The organism is Microbispora sp. H10830 (assembly GCF_014161375.1).
In the GTDB taxonomy this organism is placed as follows: domain Bacteria; phylum Actinomycetota; class Actinomycetes; order Streptosporangiales; family Streptosporangiaceae; genus Microbispora; species Microbispora catharanthi.
In genome coordinates this window covers 57,507-79,540 of sequence record NZ_JABBWX010000012.1, presented here as the reverse complement: position 1 = coordinate 79,540, position 22,034 = coordinate 57,507, and the positions used below count along the sequence as shown (strand labels likewise).

At 72.5% G+C, this 22,034-nt stretch carries 22 protein-coding genes; 16 read left to right on the top strand and 6 right to left on the bottom strand.

Translation table 11 applies throughout. The features are described 5' to 3' along the window. Nucleotides 1–8: 8 nt before the first annotated feature. From HHX35_RS27920 to HHX35_RS27890, 7 genes are read left to right on the top strand one after another with little or no spacing between them, the layout of a single operon-like run. Complete coding sequence (locus tag HHX35_RS27920) at nt 9–755, top strand: glycosyltransferase family 2 protein (protein WP_310739348.1); 747 nt, start codon at nt 9–11, stop codon at nt 753–755. Beyond that, on the top strand, nt 752–1,996 hold the full coding sequence (locus HHX35_RS27915; protein ID WP_182901682.1) for a 2-phospho-L-lactate transferase CofD family protein: 1,245 nt from the start codon (nt 752–754) through the stop codon (nt 1,994–1,996). Before HHX35_RS27920 ends, HHX35_RS27915 begins: the two co-directional genes overlap by 4 nt. Beyond that, a complete protein-coding gene (locus HHX35_RS27910; RefSeq protein ID WP_182901681.1) occupies nt 1,993–2,655 on the top strand; it encodes an HAD family phosphatase in 663 nt (220 codons plus the stop codon). The genes HHX35_RS27915 and HHX35_RS27910 overlap by 4 nt, the downstream gene beginning before the upstream one ends. Continuing rightward, nucleotides 2,645–3,400: an NTP transferase domain-containing protein gene (locus HHX35_RS27905; RefSeq protein ID WP_240809034.1), complete on the top strand. Its 756-nt coding sequence runs from the start codon at nt 2,645–2,647 to the stop codon at nt 3,398–3,400. The genes HHX35_RS27910 and HHX35_RS27905 overlap by 11 nt, the downstream gene beginning before the upstream one ends. Further along, nucleotides 3,388–4,650: a lipopolysaccharide biosynthesis protein gene (locus HHX35_RS27900; RefSeq protein ID WP_182901680.1), complete on the top strand. Its 1,263-nt coding sequence runs from the start codon at nt 3,388–3,390 to the stop codon at nt 4,648–4,650. The genes HHX35_RS27905 and HHX35_RS27900 overlap by 13 nt, the downstream gene beginning before the upstream one ends. Further along, entirely contained in the window at nt 4,647–5,897 is a 1,251-nt protein-coding gene (locus HHX35_RS27895) for a glycosyltransferase family 4 protein (protein ID WP_182901679.1), read from the top strand. Before HHX35_RS27900 ends, HHX35_RS27895 begins: the two co-directional genes overlap by 4 nt. Then, entirely contained in the window at nt 5,894–6,898 is a 1,005-nt protein-coding gene (locus HHX35_RS27890; RefSeq protein ID WP_182901678.1) for a glycosyltransferase family 2 protein, read from the top strand. The genes HHX35_RS27895 and HHX35_RS27890 overlap by 4 nt, the downstream gene beginning before the upstream one ends. 16 nt (nt 6,899–6,914) lie before the next feature. Here the strand turns inward: HHX35_RS27890 and HHX35_RS27885 are convergent, their stop codons facing one another. Next, nucleotides 6,915–7,703, bottom strand: a complete 789-nt coding sequence (locus tag HHX35_RS27885; RefSeq protein ID WP_182901677.1) for a hypothetical protein — start codon at nt 7,701–7,703, stop codon at nt 6,915–6,917. A gap of 115 nt (nt 7,704–7,818) precedes the next feature. Here HHX35_RS27885 and HHX35_RS27880 point away from each other — a divergent pair, with 115 nt between their 5' ends. The 4 genes from HHX35_RS27880 (at nt 7,819) to HHX35_RS27865 (ending at nt 12,916) form a co-directional block, all read left to right on the top strand. Continuing rightward, nucleotides 7,819–10,149: a polysaccharide lyase 8 family protein gene (locus HHX35_RS27880; RefSeq protein ID WP_310739347.1), complete on the top strand. Its 2,331-nt coding sequence runs from the start codon at nt 7,819–7,821 to the stop codon at nt 10,147–10,149. Between the two features lie 24 nt (nt 10,150–10,173). Beyond that, a complete protein-coding gene (locus tag HHX35_RS27875) occupies nt 10,174–11,163 on the top strand; it encodes a small ribosomal subunit Rsm22 family protein (protein WP_310739346.1) in 990 nt (329 codons plus the stop codon). Nucleotides 11,164–11,268: 105 nt separating this feature from the next. Then, on the top strand, nt 11,269–12,567 hold the full coding sequence (locus tag HHX35_RS27870; protein WP_182901674.1) for a PP2C family protein-serine/threonine phosphatase: 1,299 nt from the start codon (nt 11,269–11,271) through the stop codon (nt 12,565–12,567). Beyond that, nucleotides 12,557–12,916, top strand: coding sequence for an STAS domain-containing protein (locus HHX35_RS27865; RefSeq protein ID WP_310739345.1), 360 nt, complete (start codon nt 12,557–12,559; stop codon nt 12,914–12,916). The genes HHX35_RS27870 and HHX35_RS27865 overlap by 11 nt, the downstream gene beginning before the upstream one ends. A 20-nt stretch (nt 12,917–12,936) precedes the next feature. Here HHX35_RS27865 and HHX35_RS27860 read toward each other — a convergent pair whose 3' ends face one another. Both HHX35_RS27860 and HHX35_RS27855 read right to left on the bottom strand, forming a co-directional pair. After that, on the bottom strand, nt 12,937–13,257 hold the full coding sequence (locus HHX35_RS27860; protein WP_182901673.1) for a hypothetical protein: 321 nt from the start codon (nt 13,255–13,257) through the stop codon (nt 12,937–12,939). Nucleotides 13,258–13,372: 115 nt separating this feature from the next. Further along, nucleotides 13,373–13,783 (bottom strand): hypothetical protein, encoded by a 411-nt coding sequence (locus HHX35_RS27855; RefSeq protein WP_182901672.1) that lies wholly within the window; start codon nt 13,781–13,783, stop codon nt 13,373–13,375. 228 nt (nt 13,784–14,011) lie between these two features. Between HHX35_RS27855 and HHX35_RS27850 the strand changes: the two genes are divergently transcribed. Further along, nucleotides 14,012–14,851 carry an SMP-30/gluconolactonase/LRE family protein gene (locus tag HHX35_RS27850; RefSeq protein WP_182901671.1) on the top strand — a complete coding sequence of 280 codons (840 nt, stop codon included), beginning with the start codon at nt 14,012–14,014 and terminating at the stop codon, nt 14,849–14,851. Here the strand turns inward: HHX35_RS27850 and HHX35_RS27845 are convergent. The 3 genes from HHX35_RS27845 to HHX35_RS27835 form a co-directional block, all read right to left on the bottom strand. Next, nucleotides 14,823–15,275, bottom strand: coding sequence for a hypothetical protein (locus HHX35_RS27845; protein WP_182901670.1), 453 nt, complete (start codon nt 15,273–15,275; stop codon nt 14,823–14,825). The genes HHX35_RS27850 and HHX35_RS27845 overlap by 29 nt on opposite strands. 7 nt (nt 15,276–15,282) lie before the next feature. Then, a complete protein-coding gene (locus HHX35_RS27840; protein ID WP_182901669.1) occupies nt 15,283–15,651 on the bottom strand; it encodes a hypothetical protein in 369 nt (122 codons plus the stop codon). Nucleotides 15,652–15,767: 116 nt separating this feature from the next. Next, nucleotides 15,768–17,981 (bottom strand): family 43 glycosylhydrolase, encoded by a 2,214-nt coding sequence (locus HHX35_RS27835; protein WP_220505977.1) that lies wholly within the window; start codon nt 17,979–17,981, stop codon nt 15,768–15,770. A gap of 299 nt (nt 17,982–18,280) precedes the next feature. Here HHX35_RS27835 and HHX35_RS27830 point away from each other — a divergent pair, with 299 nt between their 5' ends. The 4 genes from HHX35_RS27830 to HHX35_RS27815 are packed head-to-tail and all read left to right on the top strand — an operon-like array spanning nt 18,281 to nt 22,033. Beyond that, nucleotides 18,281–19,456, top strand: coding sequence for an ROK family transcriptional regulator (locus HHX35_RS27830; protein ID WP_220505976.1), 1,176 nt, complete (start codon nt 18,281–18,283; stop codon nt 19,454–19,456). Continuing rightward, nucleotides 19,456–20,256 (top strand): ABC transporter permease, encoded by an 801-nt coding sequence (locus HHX35_RS27825; protein ID WP_182901913.1) that lies wholly within the window; start codon nt 19,456–19,458, stop codon nt 20,254–20,256. Before HHX35_RS27830 ends, HHX35_RS27825 begins: the two co-directional genes overlap by 1 nt. Continuing rightward, nucleotides 20,253–21,038 (top strand): ABC transporter ATP-binding protein, encoded by a 786-nt coding sequence (locus HHX35_RS27820; RefSeq protein WP_182901667.1) that lies wholly within the window; start codon nt 20,253–20,255, stop codon nt 21,036–21,038. The genes HHX35_RS27825 and HHX35_RS27820 overlap by 4 nt, the downstream gene beginning before the upstream one ends. Next, a complete protein-coding gene (locus HHX35_RS27815; protein ID WP_182901666.1) occupies nt 21,035–22,033 on the top strand; it encodes an aliphatic sulfonate ABC transporter substrate-binding protein in 999 nt (332 codons plus the stop codon). Before HHX35_RS27820 ends, HHX35_RS27815 begins: the two co-directional genes overlap by 4 nt. The last annotated feature ends 1 nt before the right edge of the window (nt 22,034 follow it).

The window sequence follows — 22,034 nt, the reverse complement described above, 5'->3', positions numbered from 1 at the left end:
GCGTCGCCGTGAACATCTCCGTTGCCGCGCCCGCGTACAACGAGGCGGACACCATCGCGGCGGTGGTGGGCGAATGGCAGGACTACCTGGAGAACGCCCCGGCCGTGGGCGACTGGGAGATCGTCGTCTGCGACGACGGGAGCAGTGACGCGACCGGCGAGATCCTGGCCGGCCTGCGGGCCCGGTGCCCGCGGCTCGTCGTCGTCACGTTCGAGCGCAACCGGGGCGCGGGCGCGGCCGTCGCCGCCGCGATCGCCCACACCCGGCTCGACTGGGTGGTGCTGCTCGATTCGGACGGCCAGTTCCCGATCGCCAACCTCGACCGCGTCCTGCCGCGGGTTCAGGCCGGGGAGGCCCTGGCGTTCTCCGGCGCCCGGATCAGGAAGGCCGACGGCGTGGCCTACCGGTGGGGGTCGGCGGCCAGCGGGGCCGTCAGCAACCTGCTCCACCGCACGCGCTACCGCGACTTCAACTCGATCTTCAAGGTGGTGCACGGCCCGCTCTTCCGGTCGCTGCCGCTGGAGTCGGGCGGGATGAACTGCTCGACCGAGATCACCGCGCGGGTCGCCGAGATGGGCCACGCGTGGGTGGAGGTCCCGATCGAGCACCGGGAGCGCGGCGGCGGCGGTCGCGGCTGGCGATACTGGCGCGGCGCCCGCGACCGGGCCCTGTTCGTCGCCTATCTCGGCTACCGCCACTGGCTGCTGCGCCGGGGCGTCCTGCGCCGGCCGGCCGCTCGTGAGGAGATCCGATGAACGTCGCGGTGACGATGTTCAGCGGCGGGCGCGGGGCGGCCGGCATCGCGAGGGGCATGCTGGGCACTCCGGGCGTCGGCCTGTCGCTGATCGTCAACGGCTACGACAACGGCCTGTCCACCGGCGCGCTGCGACGCTATCTGCCCGGGATGCTCGGGCCGTCGGACTTCCGCAAGAACCTCCTGCTCCACCTCGACCGCGCCGATCCGGCGCAGGCCGCGTCGGCGACCGTGCTCGAACACCGCCTGCCGGGCGGGACGACGCCTGCGGGGCTCACCGCCGTCATCGAGGCGATCGCCGCGCGGCGCGGCCCGTTCGCCGCGCTGCCCGAGGCGGCCCGCGAGGCCGTCACGGCGGACCTGCGCGTGTTCGCCCGGCGGCTCGCGGCGTACCCGCACGGGCTCGACCTCGCCGACTGCGCGCTCGGCAACCTCGTGTTCGCCGGGGCCTACCTGCGGCTCGGCAGGGACTTCAACGCCGCCGTCGACGCCTGCGCGCGCACGTTCGGCTCGCCCGTACGGCTGCTCAACGTGACCAACGGGGAGAACGCCTTCCTGGCCGCGCTCAGGCGGGACGGCAGCCTGCTGGCCGACGAGGCCGACATCGTCGCGCCGCAGGGCCCCGGAGTGATCACCGATCTGTTCCTGCTGCGCGAACCGCTCGGCGCGCGGCGGCGGGTCGAACTGGAGGCGCTGCCGCCCGCATGGACCAGGGAGGTCCTGGGCCGCGAGCGCGCCGAGGTGACGCCGAGCCCGCGGGCGCTTGAGGCGATCCGCGACGCCGACCTCATCGTCTACGGTCCCGGCACCCCGCACTCCTCGCTCCTGCCCAGTTATCTCACGCCGGGCGTTGCCGACGCCGTCGCACGGAGCCGGGCGGCGGCCAAGGTGTTCGTCGTCAACACCCGGAGCGATCACGACATCCGGGGGCTGAGTGCGCCCGACCTGGTGGACCGCACGCTGGCCTACCTCGGCGACCCCCGCAACGGGCGGCGGCTGGTGACCCACGTGCTGAGCCATCGCACGTCCGCGCCGGACGCCCCCGCGGTGCCTCACGGCGTGCTCGACCGGGGAGAGTGGGCGGGGGCCCGCTGGGTCACCGCCGACCTGGAACACCCTGCCGACCCGAAACACCCTGCCGACCCGAAACACCCTGGCCGCCCGGGCCTGCACCACCCGGAGCGTACGGCCGAGGCCCTGCTCGCGATCAGGGACGAGGCGGCCTTGGCGCGGGCCCAATGACGGCGCTCCTGGCGGAGGCGTGTGCCCGCCGCGTCTGGCTCTTCGACCTCGACGGCACGCTCGTGGACTCCTGCCCGGCCCACGAGGCGGCCTTCCTGCAGGCCATCGACGAGGTCGCGCCCGACCTGCTCCCGTCCTTCCGGTATGCCGACCACGCCGGCGCGAGCACCCGCGAGGTGGCGGTGCGCCTGCTGGGCGACACCGGGGACGCGGACCGGCTGGCCCGGTTGAAGCAGCGGCTGTACCGCGAGCGGGCCGGTGCGGTGGCCGTGTTCCCCGGCGCGCGGCGGCTGCTCGGCCGCCTGGTCGCCGCGGGCCGCGACGCCTACCTCGTCACCAGCGGCAGCCGGGCGTCGGTCGCGCGGGTGCTGGCGGCCTGCTCGCTCGGCGCGTACTTCCGTGGCGTGCTCACCAGCGACGACGTCCCGGCGAGCAAGCCCGATCCGGCCTTCTACGCGTACGCGTGCGAGCGCTGGGGGCTCGATCCCGGCGCGGCCGTGGTGCTGGAGGACTCCGCGCACGGGGTGGCGTCGGCGGTGGGCGCGGGCCTGGCGACCCTGCACGTCCACGTGGCCGACCCCGCTCCCGGGGCGGTGGCCGTGCGCGACCTGGAACAGATCGTGTCTCTCCTGTTCGCGGAGGTGGGCGGTGCCGGCTGAACGGTTGTGCGCGGTGATCCCGGCGGCCGGGCGGGGGACCCGCCTCGGCCTGGGCATCCCCAAGATCATGGTGGAGATCGCCGACGGCGTCACCGTGTGGCACGTGCTCCACCAGCGGCTGCGGCCGTACGTCGAGCACGTCCACGTGGTGATGTCCCCAGAGGGGGAGGGGCCGTTCCGCGCGCTGGCGGCGGACCGGATCGCGACCGGCGCGGTCTCGGTGAGCGTGCAGGACACGCCTACCGGGATGGGTGGCGCGATCTTCGGTGCCGCACCGCACTGGGAGGCCTACGGCGCGATCCTCGTGGTCTGGGGCGACCAGGCGGGCCTGTCCCCTGACACGGTCGGCCGTGTCGCCGGGGCGCACGAGAAGGGGTTCACGCTCCCGCTGGTGCCGATGGCCGACCCGTACGTGGAGTACGAACTCGACGACGACGGGACGCTGCTGCGGGTGCGCCAGTCGCGGGAGGGCGACGAGTGCCGCCCCGGCGGGCTCAGCGACGTCGGCGTCTTCTGCCTGGACACCGAAGGGCTCCGTGAGGAGTGGACGCGTTACCTGGGCGAGGCGGCCGCGGGCGCCCGGACCGGAGAGGTCAACTTCCTGCCGTTCCTGCCCTATCTGTCGGCGGAGCGGAACTGGCCGCTGACGGTGGTGCCGGTGACCGACCCCGACGAGGCGCGCGGCGTCAACACGGCCGACGACCTCGAGTTCGCCCGGCGGGCACACCTGCGGTGGGCGCGCTGACGGACCGGGCGGCCGGGCTCCTGGCCGCCCACCGCTGGGCCGCCGGACCCACGCTGGTGAGCACCGTGGCGAGCGGCACGGCCGCCGCGACCACGCTCGTCATCGCACGAGGGGTGGGCGCCGCCGCGTTCGGCCACTTCACCGTCGTGCTGTCGATCGCGCTGATCGTCACCGTCGGCATGCTGACGAGCCTCAACTACGTCATGTTCCAGGAGCTGCCGCGGGCCGAGCCGGGTGCGCGGCCCGCCCTGGTGACGACGGCGCTGCTGGCCACGCTCGTGCTGGGCGCGGTGGTGTTCGCCGCGGGTCTCGCGGCCGCTCCGCTGCTGACCGCCGCGCTCGGCGTGGACACCCGCACGCTCGCCTTCGCGCTCGCGCTGGCGCTGTCGATGACGCTCAACCAGCTCACCGAGAGCTTCCTGCGCGGGCTGAAGAGGTTCCGCCTCGTCGCCGGGCTCAAGCTCGCCGTGGCCGTCGTCTACCTGGGCGCCGCCGCGTGCTGCCTGCTGGTCTTCGGCGTGCGGGACGCCGAGCCCTACCTGGTCGCGCTGATCGGCACCAACCTGGTCTTCGCCCTGGTCTCCGTCGCCGGGTTCGAGGTCGTGCCCCGGTCCTGGTCGTGGGCGCTGGCCCGCTCGCTCTACCGGCACGGCGCGTACGTCACCGCCATCGCCGCGCTCACGGCGGTGGTGTTCGGGGTGGACGTGATCTTCCTCAACCACTGGGCGCCCCGGGCCGACGTGGGCGTCTACTCCGTCTACAACGGCTTTCCCAAGCGGCTGCTCGGCGTGGTGTTCACCGACGGCGTCGGCCTGGTGCTGCTGCCCACCCTGGCGACGTCGGACAAGCCCGCCGTGATGCGGCGGATCGCCCGGCTCGCCCCGGTGGTGTTCGCGGCGACCGTCGTGTTCTCGTTCGCGGCGAGCACGGTGTTCTTCCTGCTCATGGGGGGCGAGTATCCGTACTCGCTGGGTCTGATGGCGCTGTCGGCGCTCGGGATCGGCGCGCACACGGTCTTCAACCTCCAGCAGGTCGCCCTGACCATGGACGGGGTGCGGGGGGCGAAGGTGCTCATCGGCTGCCTGCTGGCCGGGACGCCGCTCGCGCTCGCCTGCCAGGCGGCGCTCATCGCCTGGCAGGGGCTGGCCGGCGGGCTGGTGGCCTTCGCCCTGAGCAATGTCGTCCTCGTGGCCGTCGTGACGGCCGTCTCCGCCCGGCTCTACCGGCCTGCAATGGAGGTGCGCGGGTGAGGATCGCCCACGTCATCAACCAGTTCCCGCCCAACATCACGGCGGGGCTCGGCCGGTATGCCGAGCTGATCGCGCCGCACCTGGCACGCGATCACGAGATGGCGGTCTTCACACTGAACGACGGCCGCCTGCCCGTGTGGGAGCGGATCGGTGATGTCACCGTGTATCGGCCGCGCGGGCGCGTGCTCGGCGCGATCGCGCGCCGCCGGAGGCTCAACCGCACACGGGGCCTGGAGTTCCTCCTGCTCGCGCTGACCGTCGTGGTGAGCAACTGGCGTTACTTCCTGCTCCTGCGGCGGCTGCCTCCCGACCGGCGGCCCGGCCTCGTCGCCGTGCACGACTCGACGAACTTCCTGTGCGGCCTGCTGTGCCACTACGTGCTGCGGCTCCCGGTCGTGTTCCACGTCCACACCACCGAGTACGGCGTCGCCCCGCAGCGCAGCATCACCGACCCGCTCAACCTCTTCGCCGCGCTGGAGCGGTGGCTGGCGCGGATCTCCCGGCGGGTGGTGGTCGCCACGCCGGAGGTGCGCGAGCAACTGCTGGAGGCGGGCTGGGACCGCTCGCCGATCGACGTCGTCCGCCTCGGCGGCACGTACGAGCGGGTGGTCGCCGACCCCGCGTTCGACCGCGACAAGCTGCGCCTCGGCGCCGCGGATCTGCGCGCCAGGCTCGGCATCGCCGAACAGGACCCGGTGCTGCTTTTCGTCGGCCGCCTCGAACGGCAGAAGGGGATCTACCCGCTCCTCGAGGCCATGCGCGACATCGCGCCCGCCGTGCCGGGGCTGCGTCTGGTGCTCGTGGGGGAGGGCGACGAGGCGGGCGTCGCGCGGATCGTCACCGAGACGGGGCTCGACGGCCGGGTGCTGACCTCCGGCGGTTTCGTGGACGGGCGGGCGCTGCTGGAGTACTACGCGATGGCCGACGCCTGCGTGTTCCCCTCGCTCTTCGAGCCGTTCGGGCTCGTGGCGACCGAGGCGATGGCCCTGGCCCGGCCGGTGATCCTGGGCGACGGCTTCTCCCGGATCTTCCTCGGCGACCCCGCGCGCCCCGCCGTACGGTTCGTTCGGGCGGCCGATCCCCGCGACATCGCCGACGGGGTGATCGAGGTCATGACCGATCCCGGGCTGCGCCGCGGCCTGGCCGAGCGGGGCGAGCGGCTGGTGCGGGAGACGCTGAGCTGGAGCCGCGCCGCCGAGGAGACGCTCGCCGTGTACGCGCGGGTGCTCTCGGGACCGACGCGATGATCTCGCTGGTCGTGCCGTGCTACAACGCGGCCAGGACGCTGCGGCTGTGCCTGGAGTCGGTGCTGGCGCAGACCCGCGTGCCCGGCGAGATCGTCGTGGTCGACGACGCGAGCACCGACGGCTCGGCGGAGATCGCCGAGGAACTGGGCTGCCGGGTCGTGCGCCTGCCGGAGAACCGGGGCGTGTCCGCCGCCAGGAACGCCGGGATCGACGCCACCACGGGCGAGGTCGTCTTCTTCCTCGACGCCGACGTGGCGCTGCGGCCCGACGCCGTCGCGAACGCGATGGAGATCCTTGAGCACGATCCCGAGGTGGGCTGCGTCCACGGGGTCTACGACACCGTGCCGCTGATCGACGACGGGCCGGTCGAGTGGTATCGCATCCTCCACGCGGTGCACTGGCGCCGCCGCCACCTGGGGGAGGTCAACAGCGTCGTGTTCGCCCTCGCCGCCGTCCGCCGCGACGTGCTGCTCGCCGTGGGCAGGCTCGACGAGCGGCTGCGCGACTGCGAGGACGTCGAATACAGCAGCAGGCTCGCCGTACGCAGCCGGATCGTGCTGACGGACACGGTCGTGGGCCGTCACGACGACGGCAGCCGCCTGCTGCCGATCCTGACCGAGCAGTGGCGGCGGGCCCTGCCGCTGATCCCGCTCGCGCTGACCACCACCCGGCGCGGTGCGGCCAAGCCGGAGCACGCCAACAGCCCGGCCGGCATCCTGTCCTGCGGGCTCGCCCTGGCCGGCCTGGGGCTGGTGGTGCTGAGCCTGCCGTTCGGGCTGTTCCACCCCCTTCTGCTCGCCCTTCCCGCCGTGTTCGTCGCCGGGTTCGTCCTCGCCGATCCGGAGCTGGTCGGGTTCGTCCGCCGGCAGCGGGGGCCGGTCTTCGCCGCCTACTTCATGGCCGTCCACCTGGTCGTCCACGTGGTGCTCGTCACCGGTCTGGCCGTCGGCTCGCTGCGCCTGCTGACCGGTCCGCGGGACAGCCGCGCCGAGGCCGCTTGAGAGGCCGCGTGGGACGTCAGGCGCAGCCGACGCGCTGGGTGCTCAGGGCGATGTCGTCCACCCAGAGGTCGTACGCCGCGGGGGAGGGGTTCGGCTGGTAGAGCTGCCAGCCGATCTGGACGGTGTCGAAGCGGGGGAACACGAAGTCGACGTCGTTGCCGCCGTGGCCGCGGGTGGACACGGTGAGGTCGGGGTTGGGCACGCCGTCGAACCAGAGCGAGATCGTGTTGTCGGCGGGGTCCATCCGCCACTCGACGCACTGCCACACGTCCGCCCGCGACGGAGCCGACTCGCGCCAGTTGGTCCAGTCGCCGGTCGGGCCGCCGTCCGCGCCGACGCCCCACAGGTCTTTGCCCAGCGTGGGGACGTACTGGCCGCCGAGCGGCCGGACGATCTCCGGACCCGCGCCGGTGGCCTCGACCAGTGTGTAGTGGGCCCAGTCGGGGGCGGTGGGGAACGCCTTGACGCGCAGCCGCAGGCGGCCGTAGAAGCCGTTGCCGGGCGGGGCGAAGTCGTCCACCTTGAGGAACGCACGGCCGTTGCCCTCGGTGTGGACGTGCAGCATCTTCTGTCCGCGGGCGCCGCGCTCCACCGTCAGCGTGCCGTGCTTGGTGTCGACGCCCCATTTGAGGCTCGCCGCGCCGCCGACCGGCAGCGACTGGAAGTCCTCGCAGAACAGCGTGCCGCCCTTCGCGCATGTCCCCGGCCCGTGCGACGGGGACGCCGACGCGGAGGCGGCCGGCGCGGCCGTCAGCGGCAGCAGCAGGGCCAGGCAGGACGACACCACGGGTAACAGTCGTCGCACGACGCGCTCCTTTTCCCGATGACAACGGCAGAAGTAAGGTACGTCATTTGGGAGCGCTCCCATAGAGGCGCGTGGAAGATCGATGAAAGGAAGGGATCGCGCGGATAATCTACGCGTGAAAGGACCTTCCCGGCGATTATTTCTCCAGCTCGGCGGGCTCGCCGCGCTGGCCGCGGCCTGTGCTCCCCGCGAGAAGGCCGACGCCGGAACCATCGCCCCGCTGCGCCGCCGATGGCGGGAGGTCACGCTCGGCTACCCGGGGACGTTCGACCCGGAGCGGGAGCCGTACCGGACCCGGCTGGCGCGGCTGGGCGCGAAGGCCGCGCGGCACCGCGACGCCATGACGCCCGCGCGCCGGTCGCTCTGGCCGGACCTGCCCTTCCCCTCTCTCGACGCCACGCCGGCCCGGCTGCGGGCCATGGCCCGTGCGTACGCGCTGCCGGGCACCGGGCTGACCGCCGAGCCGGGCCTCGGCACGGCCGTCGGCGAGGGCGTCGAGCACTACGTGCGGCACGTGTACGCCGCGGACGCCGAGCAGACCGGCAACTGGTGGGACTGGCAGATCGGGACGCCGAGGGCGCTGCTCGACGCGGCCGTGCTGGCCGCTCCGCACCTGACGGACACCCAGGTCTCGGCGCTGTGCGAGGCGGTGGACACCTTCGTCCCGGAAAGCCGCCTCGACGACTACGAGGGCAACAGCACCGGGGCGAACCGGGTCGATCTGTGCACGGTGACGCTGCTGCGGGCGATCGCCGGCAGCGACCCCGGTCGTGCCGCGCTCGCTGCCTCCGCGCTCTCCCCGGTGTTCCCCTACGTCACCGAGGGCGACGGCTTCTACCGCGACGGCTCGTTCATCCAGCACGGTTCCGTCCCCTACCAGGGCGGGTACGGCGCGGTGCTGCTGACCGGCCTCGCGACGCTGTTCGCCGTGCTGCGCGGCACGCCGTGGGAGATCACCGACCCGGCGGCGCGCACCGTCCTCGACGCGGTGGACCGGGCGTTCGCGCCCTTCGTCCATGACGGCGCCTGCATGGACCTCGTACGCGGACGGGGCATCGACAGGCGGCCGTACGGCGACCACAGGAGGGGCAGGGAGATCGCCGCGGCGGTCCTGCTGCTGGCCGAGACCGCCCCGGACCCGGACCGGGCCCGCTGGCGGGCCATGGTCAAGGGCTGGGCCGTGCGCGACACCGCGAAGCCGATGCTCCGAGCGGCCGAGGGGGCGGCCGAGGGGGCGGCCGAGGGGGCGGCCGAGGGAAGCGACCTGGCGTTCCACGCGCGCCTGTCCGCCGTGCTGGGCGACGCGACCGTCCCGGCCGCAGCCGAGCCCACCGGGCACCGCCTGTTCCCCATGAGCGCCCGCGCCGTGCACCGCAGACCCGGCTGGTGCGCGGCGGTCAGCATGGCCTCCTCCCGCGTCGCGCACTACGAGTACGGCAACGGCGAGAACCTGCGCGGCTGGCACACCGGCTCAGGAATGCTCTACTGGTGGACCACCGGCCCGTCAGCGCAGGAACAGGGCGAGCAGTACTCCGACGCCTTCTGGCCGACCGTGGATCCCTACCGGCTGCCGGGCACGACGGTCTCCACCCGGCGGCTGCCGGACGGCGCGGGCGGTGAGTGGGGCGACACCCGCCCGCCGGCCGAATGGGTGGGCGGCGCGACCGACGGCGTGTACGCCACCGTGGGCCAGCACCTCTACGGCCTGGAGAGCACGCTGGAGGCGTTCAAGTCGTGGTTCTTCCTCGACGACGCCGTGGTCTGCCTCGGCGCCGGTATCACCTGCCGCGACGGCGTGCCGGTCGAGACCGTCGTGGACAACCGCAGGACCGGCGCCCGGCTCACTGTGGACACCGGATGGGCTCATCTGGACGGTCACGGCGGTTACGTCGTGCCCGCCGGGCAGTCGCTGCGCACGCTGTGCGAGGACCGCACGGCCGCGGGGGTCACCCGGGCCTACGCGACACTGTGGCTGGACCACGGCGTGGACCCGGACGCGGCCGGTTACGTCTACCACCTCATGCCGGGGGCGGGCCCGGCGGAGATCGCCGCCCGCGCCGCCGATCCCGGCTGGGCCCGGGTGCTCGCCAACACCTCCGCGCAGCAGGGGGTCGAGGTTCCGTCGCTGGGCGTCACCGCGGTCAACTTCTGGACGGGCGGACGGGCCGGGGGACGGGCGGGCGGCCTGACGGCCTCCGATCCGTGCGCGGTCCTCGTGCGCGACCTCGGCGACGGCACGGCCACGGTGACGGTGGCCGACCCCCGGCGCGCCCTCGACGGGCTGACGGTGACGTGGGACCGCCCGGTGGCCGGGGTCACGCGCGGCCATCCGCTCCTGCGCCGCGTGGAGACCGGCGCCCGGCTCACGCTCACGTTCGGCGGGCTCGCCGGTCACGAGGGCGCCTCCTGCACGGTGACCGTGCGGTTCGGCGCTTCGACAGCCTGAGCGGAGCCGGGCATCATGAACGCCGTGTCCACCCTGCCTGATGACCTGGACGACGCGCTGGAAGCGTCGCTCGGCGGCTTCCCGACGGCCGAGCTGACGCGGAGCGTGCAGACGCTCATCCGGCAGTACCGGGAGGGCTTCGACCGGAGCGTGCCCGCGCTGAGCTCGGAGGTCGCGGTCGCCGCGTACGCCGGATATCGCATGCCGGCGACCTACAGCGCCGTGCGCGCGGCGCTGCGCCAGGTCGCCCTGCTGGCCCCCGGTTTCGCGCCGGAGACGCAGGTGGACGTGGGCGGCGGCACGGGCAGCGCGCTGTGGGCCGCGAGCACGGTCTGGCCGGCGCTGCGCACGGTCACCGTCCTGGAGCAGTCCCCCTCCGCCATCGCCTTCGGGCGGCGGCTGGCCGGTCACGCGCCCGCGGCGGCCGTGCGGGAGGCGCGCTGGCAGCAGGCGTTCGTCGACCGGAGCGCGCCCGCGCCGGTGGCCGACCTGGTCACGATGTCCTACGTGCTCGGCGAGCTGTCGCCCGCCGTCCAGGAGGACGTGGTCGGGTCCCTGGCCCGCGGCGCGGCCATGCTGGTGATCGTCGAGCCCGGCACGCCCGCGGGCTACGCCCGGATCGCGGCGGCCCGGCGGCTGCTGGCGAAGTCGGGCCTGCACCTGGTCGCCCCCTGCCCGCACGACGGCGAGTGCCCGATCCGCCCGGACCAGGACTGGTGCCACTTCGCGGTCCGCCTCAACCGGACCGCCCTGCACCGGCGGATCAAGGACGGCACGCTGAGCTTCGAGGACGAGAAGTTCTCCTATGTCGCGGCGTCGGCCCGGCCATGGCCGCGAGCGGAGAGCCGGATCCTGCGCCACCCCCTCAAGCGCAAGGGGCTGGTGACGCTGCGCCTGTGCACGGCCGAGGACGGGCTGGCCGACCGCGCGGTCTCCAAGCGCCAGGGTGAGACCTACCGCGAGGCGCGCGACGTCGTCTGGGGTGACGCCTGGCCGCAGTTCAACGATACGTAGGATAGGGCAAATCGTTCACCGGGCAGGCGGGCTCCCGGGCCCCCGGTCCGGTGAGAGCGGAAGGAGCCCGAGGTCAGCACCGTCGACGAAGCGCCCGGCAGGCCGATGTCGCTCGTCTCCGCCACGGAGGCGAGTCGTCTCGCGGCCGTGCGCCGCTACGCGGCCCTGGAGACCGCCTCCGGCGCCGCGTTCGACCGGGTGGCCGCCCTGGCCGCGCGAATCTTTCGCGCTCCCTTCGCCACCGTGACGATCATCGGCGACGACACGGTCCGCGTCATCGCCGCGCACGGGCTGCCACCGCGCCGCGGGCTCGTCGAGAGCCTGTGCGCCGCGGCCGTACGGCACGGCGGCCCGTACGTCGTCCACGACGCGCTGCCGGCCCCTCAAGCGGCCGGCGACCCGGCGGTGCGCGGTGAGCCGGGCATCCGTTTCTATGCCGCCGCGCTGATCACGACGCCCGACGGGGAGGCACTGGGCAGCGTCAACGTCATGGACGTCCGCCCCCGTGAGGCCGGCGACGAGGAGCTGGCCTGTCTGCGGGACCTGGCCGGCCTCGTCATGGACGAACTCGAGGTGCGGCTGGCCACGCACCGTACGGTCGAGGTCGAAAGGGAGCTGCGCGCGGGCGCGGAGCGGCTGGCCCGCACCCTGCAGCGCACCCTGCTCCCGCCGGCGCTGCCCCGGGTGCCCGGACTGTGCGCGGCCGCCGCCTATCACCCCGTCTCTGCCGACGAGGTGGGTGGCGACTTCTACGACCTGTTCCCCCTCGACGGCGACCGGTGGGGCTTCTTCCTCGGCGACGTCTGCGGCAAGGGCGCCGACGCCGCCGCGCTGACGTCACTGGTCCGCTACACCCTGCGCGCCGCGGCCGTCTACGACGCCGACCCGCACGCGGTGCTGGCCAATCTCGACGCGGTCCTGCAACAGGAGCACGCGGGCGGCGAGGCCCCGGTGCCGTACTGCACGGCGGTCTTCGGCGTCCTGCAGCCCGACGGTGACGGGTTCGGCGTCACGCTCGCCACCGGGGGCCATCCCCCGGCGCTGGCGGTGCGGGCGAACGGCGCCGTCGAGCCCATCCACCCGGCCGGCGGTCAGCTGATCGGCATCCTGCGCGATCCCCACTTCGCCCAGGTGAGCGCGCGCCTGAACGCCGGTGACGCGCTGCTGCTCTACACCGACGGCCTCACCGAGGCGCGGACGCCGTCCGGCTCGATGCTCGACGAGGACGGACTGACCGCGCATCTCGCCGCCACCAGGCCCACGAGCGCCGACGCCCTCCTCACCACCGTGCACGACCTGATCACGGCCCTGGGCAAGGGGGTGTCAGACGACACCGCGGTCCTCGCCCTGTCCGTCCCGCCCGCCACTCGAACGCCGTCCTCCGGGAGCCTCGGTGCAGCATGACAACGGTCTGACCGTCAGCCTCCAGCCGCACACCTCCGGGCCGCACCTGCTGGTCGTGGCCGGTGACCTGGATCATCACACGACTCCACGCCTACGGGCGGCCCTGGAGGAGGTGAAGTTCGGCCCGGACGCCGATCTGGTGATCGACCTGTCCGGCCTGACCTTCTGCGACTCCACCGGCATCGCCATACTGGTCGCGGCCCACCAGCGCGCCGCCGACGCGGGCGCCGCCCTGCTCCTGGCGGGCCTGGACCCCGACATCGCCCGCGTCTTCCAGATCATGGGCCTGGACCGGCTGCTCTCCTTCTACGACAGCCCGGAAGAGGCCGTACGCGCGCTGAGTAAGTGAGCAGGGGCAGGTGAGGAGGGCTACAGGGGCGCGGCGACGGCGACCGCGATGTTCTGCCTGATGTCGCAGTTCCTGGCCCGGCGGCAGAAACCGTCCGCCACGCTGGTCGCCCCGCCCGCGGTGCTGGCCGCGGTGTGCTGGTGACCGCGATTGCGCGTGGGGCTGTCCAGATAGACGATGTTGCGGTTGCGGGTTCCGTTGCCGACGGAGGCCGGGCCGTCCCCGTCCCCCCGCCCGGCCCGCGCGTTCGCGGGAGCGGTGAGAAGGACCTGCGCGGCGGCCGCGACGAGGACGACGGCGAACAGCGGGACACGCCGAGATGCGCCGCAGGAATGATGCATCCGCCACCGCCCGTCCGCCGATCCGAAGCCTGGTCACACCGTAGCTTCCGCAGCGGTCCTGCCGATGATCCCCGGCGCGCGTGTCCCACCATGTTCTCGGCCGTTTTGCGGCACGTCAGCGTCCGTTGATCACGGTGCCGCTCGTCCTGGGGGAGCTCTGGTTACGGCCCCGGAGGTTCTGGGAGCCCCTGCAACCGGGCCGGTGCAGGCAGTTGGATGCCTGCGTGTTCACCGACGCGTCCACGCCCGTGATGACCTGCTGAGCGCCCGTCGTGTTCCGCTGGCTGCCGACGAGCAGGGAGTTCAGGTTGTTCTGACCGTTGTTGATCACATACCTGGAGTTGGCGCCGTTCCCGTCGCCGCCGCCCCATCCCCGGCTCGTCGCCGCGTCCGCGCTCACGGGGGAGAGCGCGAGGCCGGCGCTCGTGAAGGTCAGCGCGGTCAGCGCCAGCAGTCGCGCCGCCGGGCCGGTGAGCGCGTGCCGCCCCCTGTTGTGAGCCCAGTGACGAGCCCTGTGACGAGCCATGTTCTCCCGCGCCTTCCCCGTCGTCCGTCAAGGAGATCCGTTCGCACGGACCTGCCGGGCATCTACCCCGGGGCGGCGCGCTCGTCACGGCCGCTGAACGAGGATTAGGACCTCCCAGCGGAACGATCTCCGTTGTGCCCTGATCCCTGGCGGCGCCGGTGAGAAGCACACGGAAACTGTCGTAGCGGCCGCGTACTGTCCGATCGAACGCGGCGATGGGAGTCTTCGATGACGGAATTGCGCACGTGGCTCACCGGTCTCGGGCTGGTCGAGTCGCCGCGCTGGCACGACGGCCGCCTGTACTTCTCGGACTGGACGGCGCACGAGGTGATCGCGCTCGGCCTGGACGGCACGCACGAAGTGGTGGCCCGGGTGGACTCGCTTCCGCTCTGCACGGCGTGGCAGGCCGACGGACGGCTGGTGATCGTCGATTCCGCGCAGGGGCTGCTGCGGCGGCTGGAACCCGACGGCTCGTCGACGACCCTGGCCGACCTCACCGGCCTCGGGCGCGGCTGGAACGACATCGTCATCGACGGCCGCGGCAACATCTACGTCAACCGGATCGGCTTCGACATGCTCAGCGGTGCGGCGTTCGACCCCGGATACGTCGTGCACGTCGGCCCCGACGGCTCGGCGCGCCAGGTGGCGGACGACATCGCCTTTCCCAACGGCATGGCCGTGACGCCGGACAACTCGACGCTGATCGTGGCCGACTCATACGGCAACAGGCTCGTCGCCTTCGACATCGAGGCGGACGGCGGCCTGTCCCATCGCCGGGTCTGGGCCGAGACCGGCGAGGACCACCCCGACGGCATCTGCATCGACGCCGAGGGCGCCGTCTGGTACGCCGACGTCGGCAACAAGCGCTGCGTCCGGATCCGGGAGGGCGGTGAGGTCCTCCAGACCGTCGAAGTCGACCGGGGATGCTTCGCCTGCGCGCTCGGGGGTCAGGACGGGAAGACGCTGTTCATCGTGGCGGCCGAGTGGCGCATGCCCGAGATGGTGCCACCCGGAACCGGGCAGGTGCTCTCGACCCGGGTCACGGTGCCCGGCGCGGGCTGGCCGTAGACGTCCGGCGCGAGGGCGACGACCCGACGCCCCGCCGGGTTCGCGCCTCCGGAAGGCGGACCACGTCGTTCTGCCGGTCCGACGCCCGCACCCGCTGCGTCAGGTCGCAGAGGCGGGACCACCGGCGGCACATGATGCTCTGCGCGTTCGCCAGGCCGCCGACGCCGACCGTCCTCTGCTGGATGCCGGTCGCGCTTCGCGCGCTGCCCACCGTCAGCTGACTGACGTTGCGGATCCCGTTGCCGAGGCGGACGGTGGCGCTGTTGCCGTTGCGGTCGCCGTTCCCGGCCGCATGGGTGACCGCCGCCTGTGCGGCGGCGGCAGGGGGCAAGGCGGCGGCAGGGAACAAGGCGGCGGCAGGGGGCGACGCGGCGAGCGCCGCCGTCGCGATCGTGACCGCCGCCAGGGCGAGACCGCCGCGCATCAGCGGGTCACCGCCGGGTCGCCCTGGCTCTGGTGGCGCGGATGTCCTGCGACAACGCGCAGAGCCGGCCACGCGGCCTGCACAGTCCGCCCTGCACGCTGCTGAGCCCGCCCACTCCCGCCGAGAACTGGTGGAGGGCGCCGCGCAGGTGCGTGCTGCCCATCGCCACCAGGTTGCGGTTGGCCGAGCCGTTGCCCACGCGCACGGCGGAGCCGTTCCCGTTGCCGTCACCGGCCGCCGCCGCGCCCGCGGCCACCGGCACCACCAGGGCCAGAGCCAGGGCCAGGGCCGGCGCGAGGGCGAGCGTCGCCGCCGTCGTCGTGGGCCGTCGCGCAAGGGAGTCAGGGAATCCCGTGAGGGTGTGGATGGTCGGCATCGGAGTGCCTCTACCCCGCCCGCGGGCCCGCGCCCCGGCCCCGGCGCAAACCGCAGCGGATCATTCCCCGCGCATTGAGCGGCCGCCCCTTGGGTGAAGGGGCGGCCGGTCGCCGGTTATCGGCTGGTCACCTCGTACGTCCGCAGGTAGTCGAACGTCGCGGTGGCGCCCGCCGTGTTCATCGAGATCAGGCCGATCTTCACCGGCCCGGTGCGCGGGAGCGACCAGGTGCCGCCCCAGATCCAGTGGGTGCCGTCGGTGCTCGACGCCATCCGGACGTCGTGCTCGCCGTTCTCCTGGTCGTAGTGATAGAGCAGCCGCAGCCAGGTGGTCTCCGCGGCCGGGCCGCCGAACATGGGCGCGTTGGCGACCGCGGTGGGCGGGGTGGTGCCCGGACGCGGGCCCTCCTTGCCGAACTCGGTCTGGTGGAGCACCGCGCCGTTGCCCTGGTTGAGCGGCAGGATCGAGTGGGTCAGCTTCAGCCATCGGTCGTCGTTCTCGTACAGCAGCAGACCGGCCTGCTGGTTGCCCTTCGTGCCGTCGAAGGTGAGCTTCGTCTCCACGGCGAAGTCATCCTGCGGCGCGTCGCGGAGCAGGATCGACGCGCTGTTGTTGCCCAGGTACAGCTCGGCGTTCTGGGTCGGCCAGACCAGGGAGCCGTTCGACAGGGTGGCCGACGGGTTGCGGACCTTGGTCCAGCCGGTGGGCGAGCCGGTGCCGTCGAACTCGTAGGAGTACGCCGGGAGCCGCTTGCCCAGGACGGGGTCGGGCACCCGCTCGGTCACCGGCTGGTACAGCGGAGCGGCGCCCACGTTGTCGGCGTCGGCGGCGCCACGCGTGGTCACGCCGATGGCACCCGAGGTGGGCGTGCCGTCGGGCAGCGTCATGGAGACCGTCGCCAGCGGGTCCCCGAGCCGGTCGGCCGACACCGACACGACCAGCGCGTTCCCGCGCCGCTCGGCGGCGACGTTGTGCCAGGAGCCGTAGTCGAACGAGGCCGGCAGCGGGCTGGAGGCCCTCGTCGTCTTCCCGTTCACCTTGGCCGTCACCACGAGCGCGCCCCGCTCCCGGTCGAGCCACGCCGTGATGTTCCGCGCGCCGTTCTCGCGGGTCACGAAGAGCCCGGCGGCGTCGCCGTCCGCGCCGAGGCGCAGGTCGGCCTCCACGCGCACGTCGCCCTGGACCCGGTCGTCGCTGAGTTCGCTGGTCACGCCCTTGCCGCTGAGGTAGCCGAGCGAGTCGGGGTCGGAGGCGAGCTTCCACGGCCCGGTCCACCCGTCCTTGCCCTCGTTGAACGTGCCGCCCACGGTCCACGTGGTGACCGGCGCCGGCTGCTCACCGGTGGACGGCCCGGCCCCGGCCCGTACGACCGGCCAGCCGTCGATCCAGTCGAGCCGATCGATCATCAGCGGCCGGCGGGCCAGGTTGCCGATGGTCGTGCCCCAGGTCGTCGTGACCGGCCCGAACTCGGGGGCCGACGAGGGGATCGCGTGGTAGACCAGCCAGTCCTGCCCGCTGAGGTCGGTCTGGACGGCGTTGTGGCCCGGGCCGGCCCAGCCGTTGCCGTTGGCCGCGAGGACGATGCCGTCCTTGCTGGTCAGGTCCATCAGGTCGACGCCGGTCGGCGTGGTGAAGGGCCCGAGTGGGCTGTCGGAACGGCCGACCTTGACCGTGTAGCCGCTGAACGCGCCGTCGCAGCACCCTGCGTCGGAGAAGAACAGGTAGTACTTGTCGTCGCGCCGGACGACGAAGCCGCCCTCCATGCGGCGCCCGCGGGCGATCTGCGTGACCGGGCCGGTGACCTCGGTCGCCTCGGCGTTCATCTTCGCGCCGCAGATCGTGTCGTAGCTGCCCCAGTAGAGGTAGTTGTCACCGTTCACGTCGGTGTACATGGCCTGGTCGATGTTGCCCGTGGGGCAGCCGCTGCCGCCCGCCCGGACGATCATGCCGTGGTCGGTCCAGGGGCCGGTCGGGTGGGGGCTGGTCGCGAGCCCGACGCCGCCGGTGGAGAGCGCGTACGTCAGGTGGTAGGTCCCGTTCACATAGCGGATGTCCGGCGCCCAGGGGCGTGTGCCGTTCGGCCACCACGAGGGGTGGTCGTCTCCGGTGTAGACGTCTCCCGCGTACGTCCAGTGCACCATGTCGGGGGACGTGAGCATCGGCAGGATGTGCTCGTTCTTCCCGTCGATCGGGTTCGTGGTGCCGTAGGCGTACCAGAGGCCGTCTTTGCCGCGGATCATCGTCGGGTCGGGGAAGGTCTGCACCGCCCCGGCGCTCACCGGGTTGGTGTAGGTGGGGCCGGACGCCGCCTGCACTGTCGATGCCTGCACTGTCGATGCTTGGGCGGGCAGCGTCGCCGGGGCCACGGAGGACGCGAGGAGTAAGGCTCCGATCACCAGTTGTCTCACGGCGAGCACCGTAGACAGGTGAAATTTTTCCGTCGAGACGCCGTCAGAATCCGGTGTCCCAGGGGCCTCAGCGGCCCCCGGCGGGTGCGGCAGGATGCCTGGGAGCTTGTCGGGGAGGTGTCCGTGCTGGTCAGAGGCTTTCGTCAAGATCCCGGACATATTTATCGAATCTTTTTATCGGATGGTTGACGTAAAAAACAGACGAACCTTAGGTTTCCAGCGTGTCAACGACCCCCAACGGCGTGCATGCCCTCGTGCGCCGCTCCCATGAGGAGCGGGTGTTGCGCGTGCTCCGCCAGAACGGCGCGCAGAGCCGCAACGAGATCGCGGCCCGGGTCGGCCTGTCACGCACCACGGTCTCCGAGATCACCGGCGATCTCCTCGGCCGCGGTGCCATCCGCGTCGTCGACACCGACGCCGTGGAGCGCGTGGGCAGCGGCCGGCCGGCTGAGCGGCTCGCGCTGGACCCGGCCTCCGGGCAGTACATGGGCGTCGACTTCGGTCACCGCCGCGTGAACGTCCTGGTGGCCGACGCCGCGCACGACATCATCGCGTCCGGGACCGCCCGCTACGAGGAGTCGGCACAGTGGCCCGAGCGTCTCGACGCCGGGCTCGCGCTGATCGACCGGCTGAGCGCCGAGACCGGCGTCCACTACGGGGCGCTTCAGGCGATCGCCATCGGCGTGCCGGGCTGGGGCGACCGTTCGAGCGCCGACGGCGTGGCCGAGGTGTTCGCCACCCGCTTCCACGCCGGCGTGATCGTCGACAACAACGTGCGCTTCGCCGGGCTGGCCGAGGCCCTGCACGCTCAGTCGGACTCCGTACGCGACCTCATCTACCTGCGCCTGTCCGACGGCGTCGGCGGAGGCCTGGTGGTGGGAGGGCAGCTCGTCAAGGGCTCCAACGGGTACGCGGGGGAGCTCGGCCACGTGACCGCCGTCCCGGGCGGCGCGCGGTGCCGCTGCGGCAAGAGCGGGTGCGTGGAGACCGTCGCGTCGGTCCCGGCGATCCTCGGGCGGTGCCGCGAGCTCGGCGTGCCCGTGGACACGCTGGACGACCTCAAGGCCGCGGTGGAGATCGCCCACCCGACCGTGGACCAGGTGCTCCGCGAGGCGGGCATGGCGGTCGGCCGGGTGCTCGGCACGGCGGCCATGACACTCAATCCGGACGAGATCGTGCTCGGCGGCGAGATCATCCAGGTCGCCCCGGCCCTGCTGCGCCAGGTCGCGGACACGGTCACCTACGAGCTCTCATGGCGCATCGACGCTGCGCCCGTGATCCGCCCCGCCCTGCTCTCGGACGACGGCGGAGCGCGCGGGGCCATCGCGGCCCTGTTCCACGAGTCCCCGCTGCTCGCCGGATACGAAGCGAACGTCACGACGGACGGAGGCCGATAGTGGCCGTGACCAGTGCGGGCGCCACGAGGGCCGACAACGCCCCCGCCCGGCCGCGCAAGAACCGGACCTTCCTGGTCCTCAACATCATCTCGATCGTGGCCGGAATCGCGATCTGGTGGGGGCTGTCCCTGGCCGGACTCCAGTTCCCCACTCCGGTCGAGGTCGTCTCGGCCGCCTGGAAGATGATCCAGGACGGCACGCTCGCGACCGACGTCGGCGCCTCACTCGGGCGCGTGCTGGCCGGGTTCGCCCTCGGCTCGGTCGCGGCGGTGATCGTCGGCTTCGTGATGGGGTGGTACACGGTGGCCCGCGGCCTGTTCGAGCCGTGGATCCAGTTCTTCCGCACCATCCCGCCGCTGGCGATGCTGCCCCTGGTGCTCGTCCTGATGGGCATCGGGGAGAGTCCGAAGATCTTCGTCATCTTCCTGGCGGCGTTCCTGTCCTGCGTCATCTCCACCTATCAGGGCGTGGTGAACGTGGACAAGACGCTCATCAACGCCGCGCGGGTGCTCGGCGCGAGCGACGGGACCATCTTCGGCCGCGTGGTGGTGCCGGCCTCGACGCCGTTCATCCTCGTGGGCATGCGGGTCGGGCTCGGCTCGGCCTGGGGGACGCTGGTGGCCGCCGAACTCCTGGCCGCGCAGGCCGGGCTCGGTCACCGGATGCAGAGCGCGCAGCTCTACTACGACCTTCCGACGATCTTCGTCGGCATCATCGCGATCGGGGTCCTCGGCCTGATCATGGACCGGCTGCTCATGATCGCCGGCAACAAGCTGACGGCCTGGCAGGAGAACCGATGAGCACTCCCAAGATCTCCGTACGCGACGTTCAGAAGGTCTTCCCGGTGGGGAAGGAGCCGTTCGTCGCGCTCGGCGGCGTCTCGCTGGACATCGGCGACAACGAGTTCGTGACGGTGGTCGGCCCCTCCGGCTGCGGAAAGAGCACGCTGCTCAACATCCTCGCCGGGCTGGAGCAGCCCACCGGCGGCACCGCGCTGGTGGACGGCAAGCCGGTCACCGGCCCCGGCCCCGAGCGCGGCGTCATCTTCCAGCAGTACGCGTTGTTCCCGTGGCTGACCGTCCGCGAGAACGTCGAGTTCGGCATGCGCACCGCGAAGGTCCCCAAGGGGGAGCGGCGGGAGCGGGCCGAGCACTTCATCCGCCTGGTCGGCCTTGAGCAGTTCGCGGACGCGCTGCCCAAGACGCTGTCGGGCGGCATGAAGCAGCGGTGCGCGATCGCCCGCGCGTACGCGGTGAACCCGTCGATCCTGCTCATGGACGAGCCCTTCGGCGCCCTGGACGCGCTGACCCGGGTGCGGCTCCAGGAGCAGCTCCTGGAGACCTGGAGCAAGGAACGGCGGACGGTCATGTTCATCACCCACGACGTCGACGAGGCGGTGTTCCTCGCCAACCGGGTGGTCGTCATGGCCGCCCGGCCGGGCCGCATCGCCGAGATCATCGACGTCGACCTCCCCTACCCGCGCGACGAGGACATGAGGCTGAGCCCCGAGTTCGGGGCCCTGCGCAACCGCGTCTGGCACGCGGTGTACCACCAGCGGCAGATCAAGGAGCCCGCGAAATGAAGAAGACTCTCCTGGCCGCCGCGGCGGTCGTCGTGGCACTGTCGGCGGCGGCCTGCGGATCGGACGACTCCGGCGCCGCGGGCGGCTCGGACGGAGGCACCACCCACGTGGACTTCGGCTACATCGCCGACTTCAACGGCGCGAGCCTGCTCGCCGTGGCCGACAAGCAGGGCCTGTGGAAGAAGCACGGCCTCGACGCCAAGGTCAGCGTGTTCACCAACGGCCCGCTGCAGATCCAGGCGCTGGGCACCGGCGACCTCGACTTCGGCTACATCGGCCCCGGCGCCATGTGGCTGCCCGCCTCCGGCAAGGCCAAGGTCGTCGCGCTGAACACGCTCGGCAACGCCGACCGCGTCATCGCCCAGGCCGGTATCACGTCCCTGGCGGGCCTGAAGGGCAAGACGATCGGCGTGCCCGAGGGCACCTCCGGCGACATGATCCTCACCCTCGCGCTGAAGAAGGCCGGGCTGACCAAGGACGACGTGAAGATCGTCCCGATGGACGCCTCCACCATCGTGTCGGCGTTCACCTCCAAGCAGATCGACGCGGCCGGCTTCTGGTATCCGGCCATCTCCACGATCAAGAAGAGCGTCCCCGACCTGGTCGAGCTGGCCAAGAACGAGGACTTCGCCGACACCGTGTCGTTCCCGACCGCGTTCGTCGCCGGCAACGACGTCGTCGCCAAGGAGAAGGACAAGACCGAGAAGGTCATCGGCGTGCTGCGCGACGCCATCCAGTACCGCAGCGAGCACCTCGACGAGACCGTGGCCGCGACCGCCGAGATGCTGAAGCTGCCGGCCGACCAGGTCAAGGCCGACGCCGCCAACTCCAAGGTGCTGTCGCTCTCCGACCTGGACGGCTACAGCAAGGACGGGACGATCGAGAAGTGGCTGAGCGGGATGGGTGACTACTTCGTCGGCGCGGGCAAGCTGCCCTCGGCCGTGGACCCGAAGACGTACTACACCGGCGATCTGTTCACGGGCGCGGCCCAATGAC

What these genes read in the sequence shown, in the direction of transcription:
- HHX35_RS27915 (WP_182901682.1), top strand. Translation starts at nt 752, where the DNA reads ATGAACGTCGCGGTGACGATGTTCAGCGGCGGGCGCGGGGCGGCCGGC.
- HHX35_RS27910 (WP_182901681.1), top strand. Translation starts at nt 1,993, where the DNA reads ATGACGGCGCTCCTGGCGGAGGCGTGTGCCCGCCGCGTCTGGCTCTTC.
- HHX35_RS27890 (WP_182901678.1), top strand. Translation starts at nt 5,894, where the DNA reads ATGATCTCGCTGGTCGTGCCGTGCTACAACGCGGCCAGGACGCTGCGG.
- HHX35_RS27870 (WP_182901674.1), top strand. Translation starts at nt 11,269, where the DNA reads ATGTCGCTCGTCTCCGCCACGGAGGCGAGTCGTCTCGCGGCCGTGCGC.
- HHX35_RS27860 (WP_182901673.1), bottom strand. Translation starts at nt 13,257, where the DNA reads ATGCATCATTCCTGCGGCGCATCTCGGCGTGTCCCGCTGTTCGCCGTC.
- HHX35_RS27855 (WP_182901672.1), bottom strand. Translation starts at nt 13,783, where the DNA reads ATGGCTCGTCACAGGGCTCGTCACTGGGCTCACAACAGGGGGCGGCAC.
- HHX35_RS27850 (WP_182901671.1), top strand. Translation starts at nt 14,012, where the DNA reads ATGACGGAATTGCGCACGTGGCTCACCGGTCTCGGGCTGGTCGAGTCG.
- HHX35_RS27845 (WP_182901670.1), bottom strand. Translation starts at nt 15,275, where the DNA reads ATGCGCGGCGGTCTCGCCCTGGCGGCGGTCACGATCGCGACGGCGGCG.
- HHX35_RS27840 (WP_182901669.1), bottom strand. Translation starts at nt 15,651, where the DNA reads ATGCCGACCATCCACACCCTCACGGGATTCCCTGACTCCCTTGCGCGA.
- HHX35_RS27820 (WP_182901667.1), top strand. Translation starts at nt 20,253, where the DNA reads ATGAGCACTCCCAAGATCTCCGTACGCGACGTTCAGAAGGTCTTCCCG.
- HHX35_RS27815 (WP_182901666.1), top strand. Translation starts at nt 21,035, where the DNA reads ATGAAGAAGACTCTCCTGGCCGCCGCGGCGGTCGTCGTGGCACTGTCG.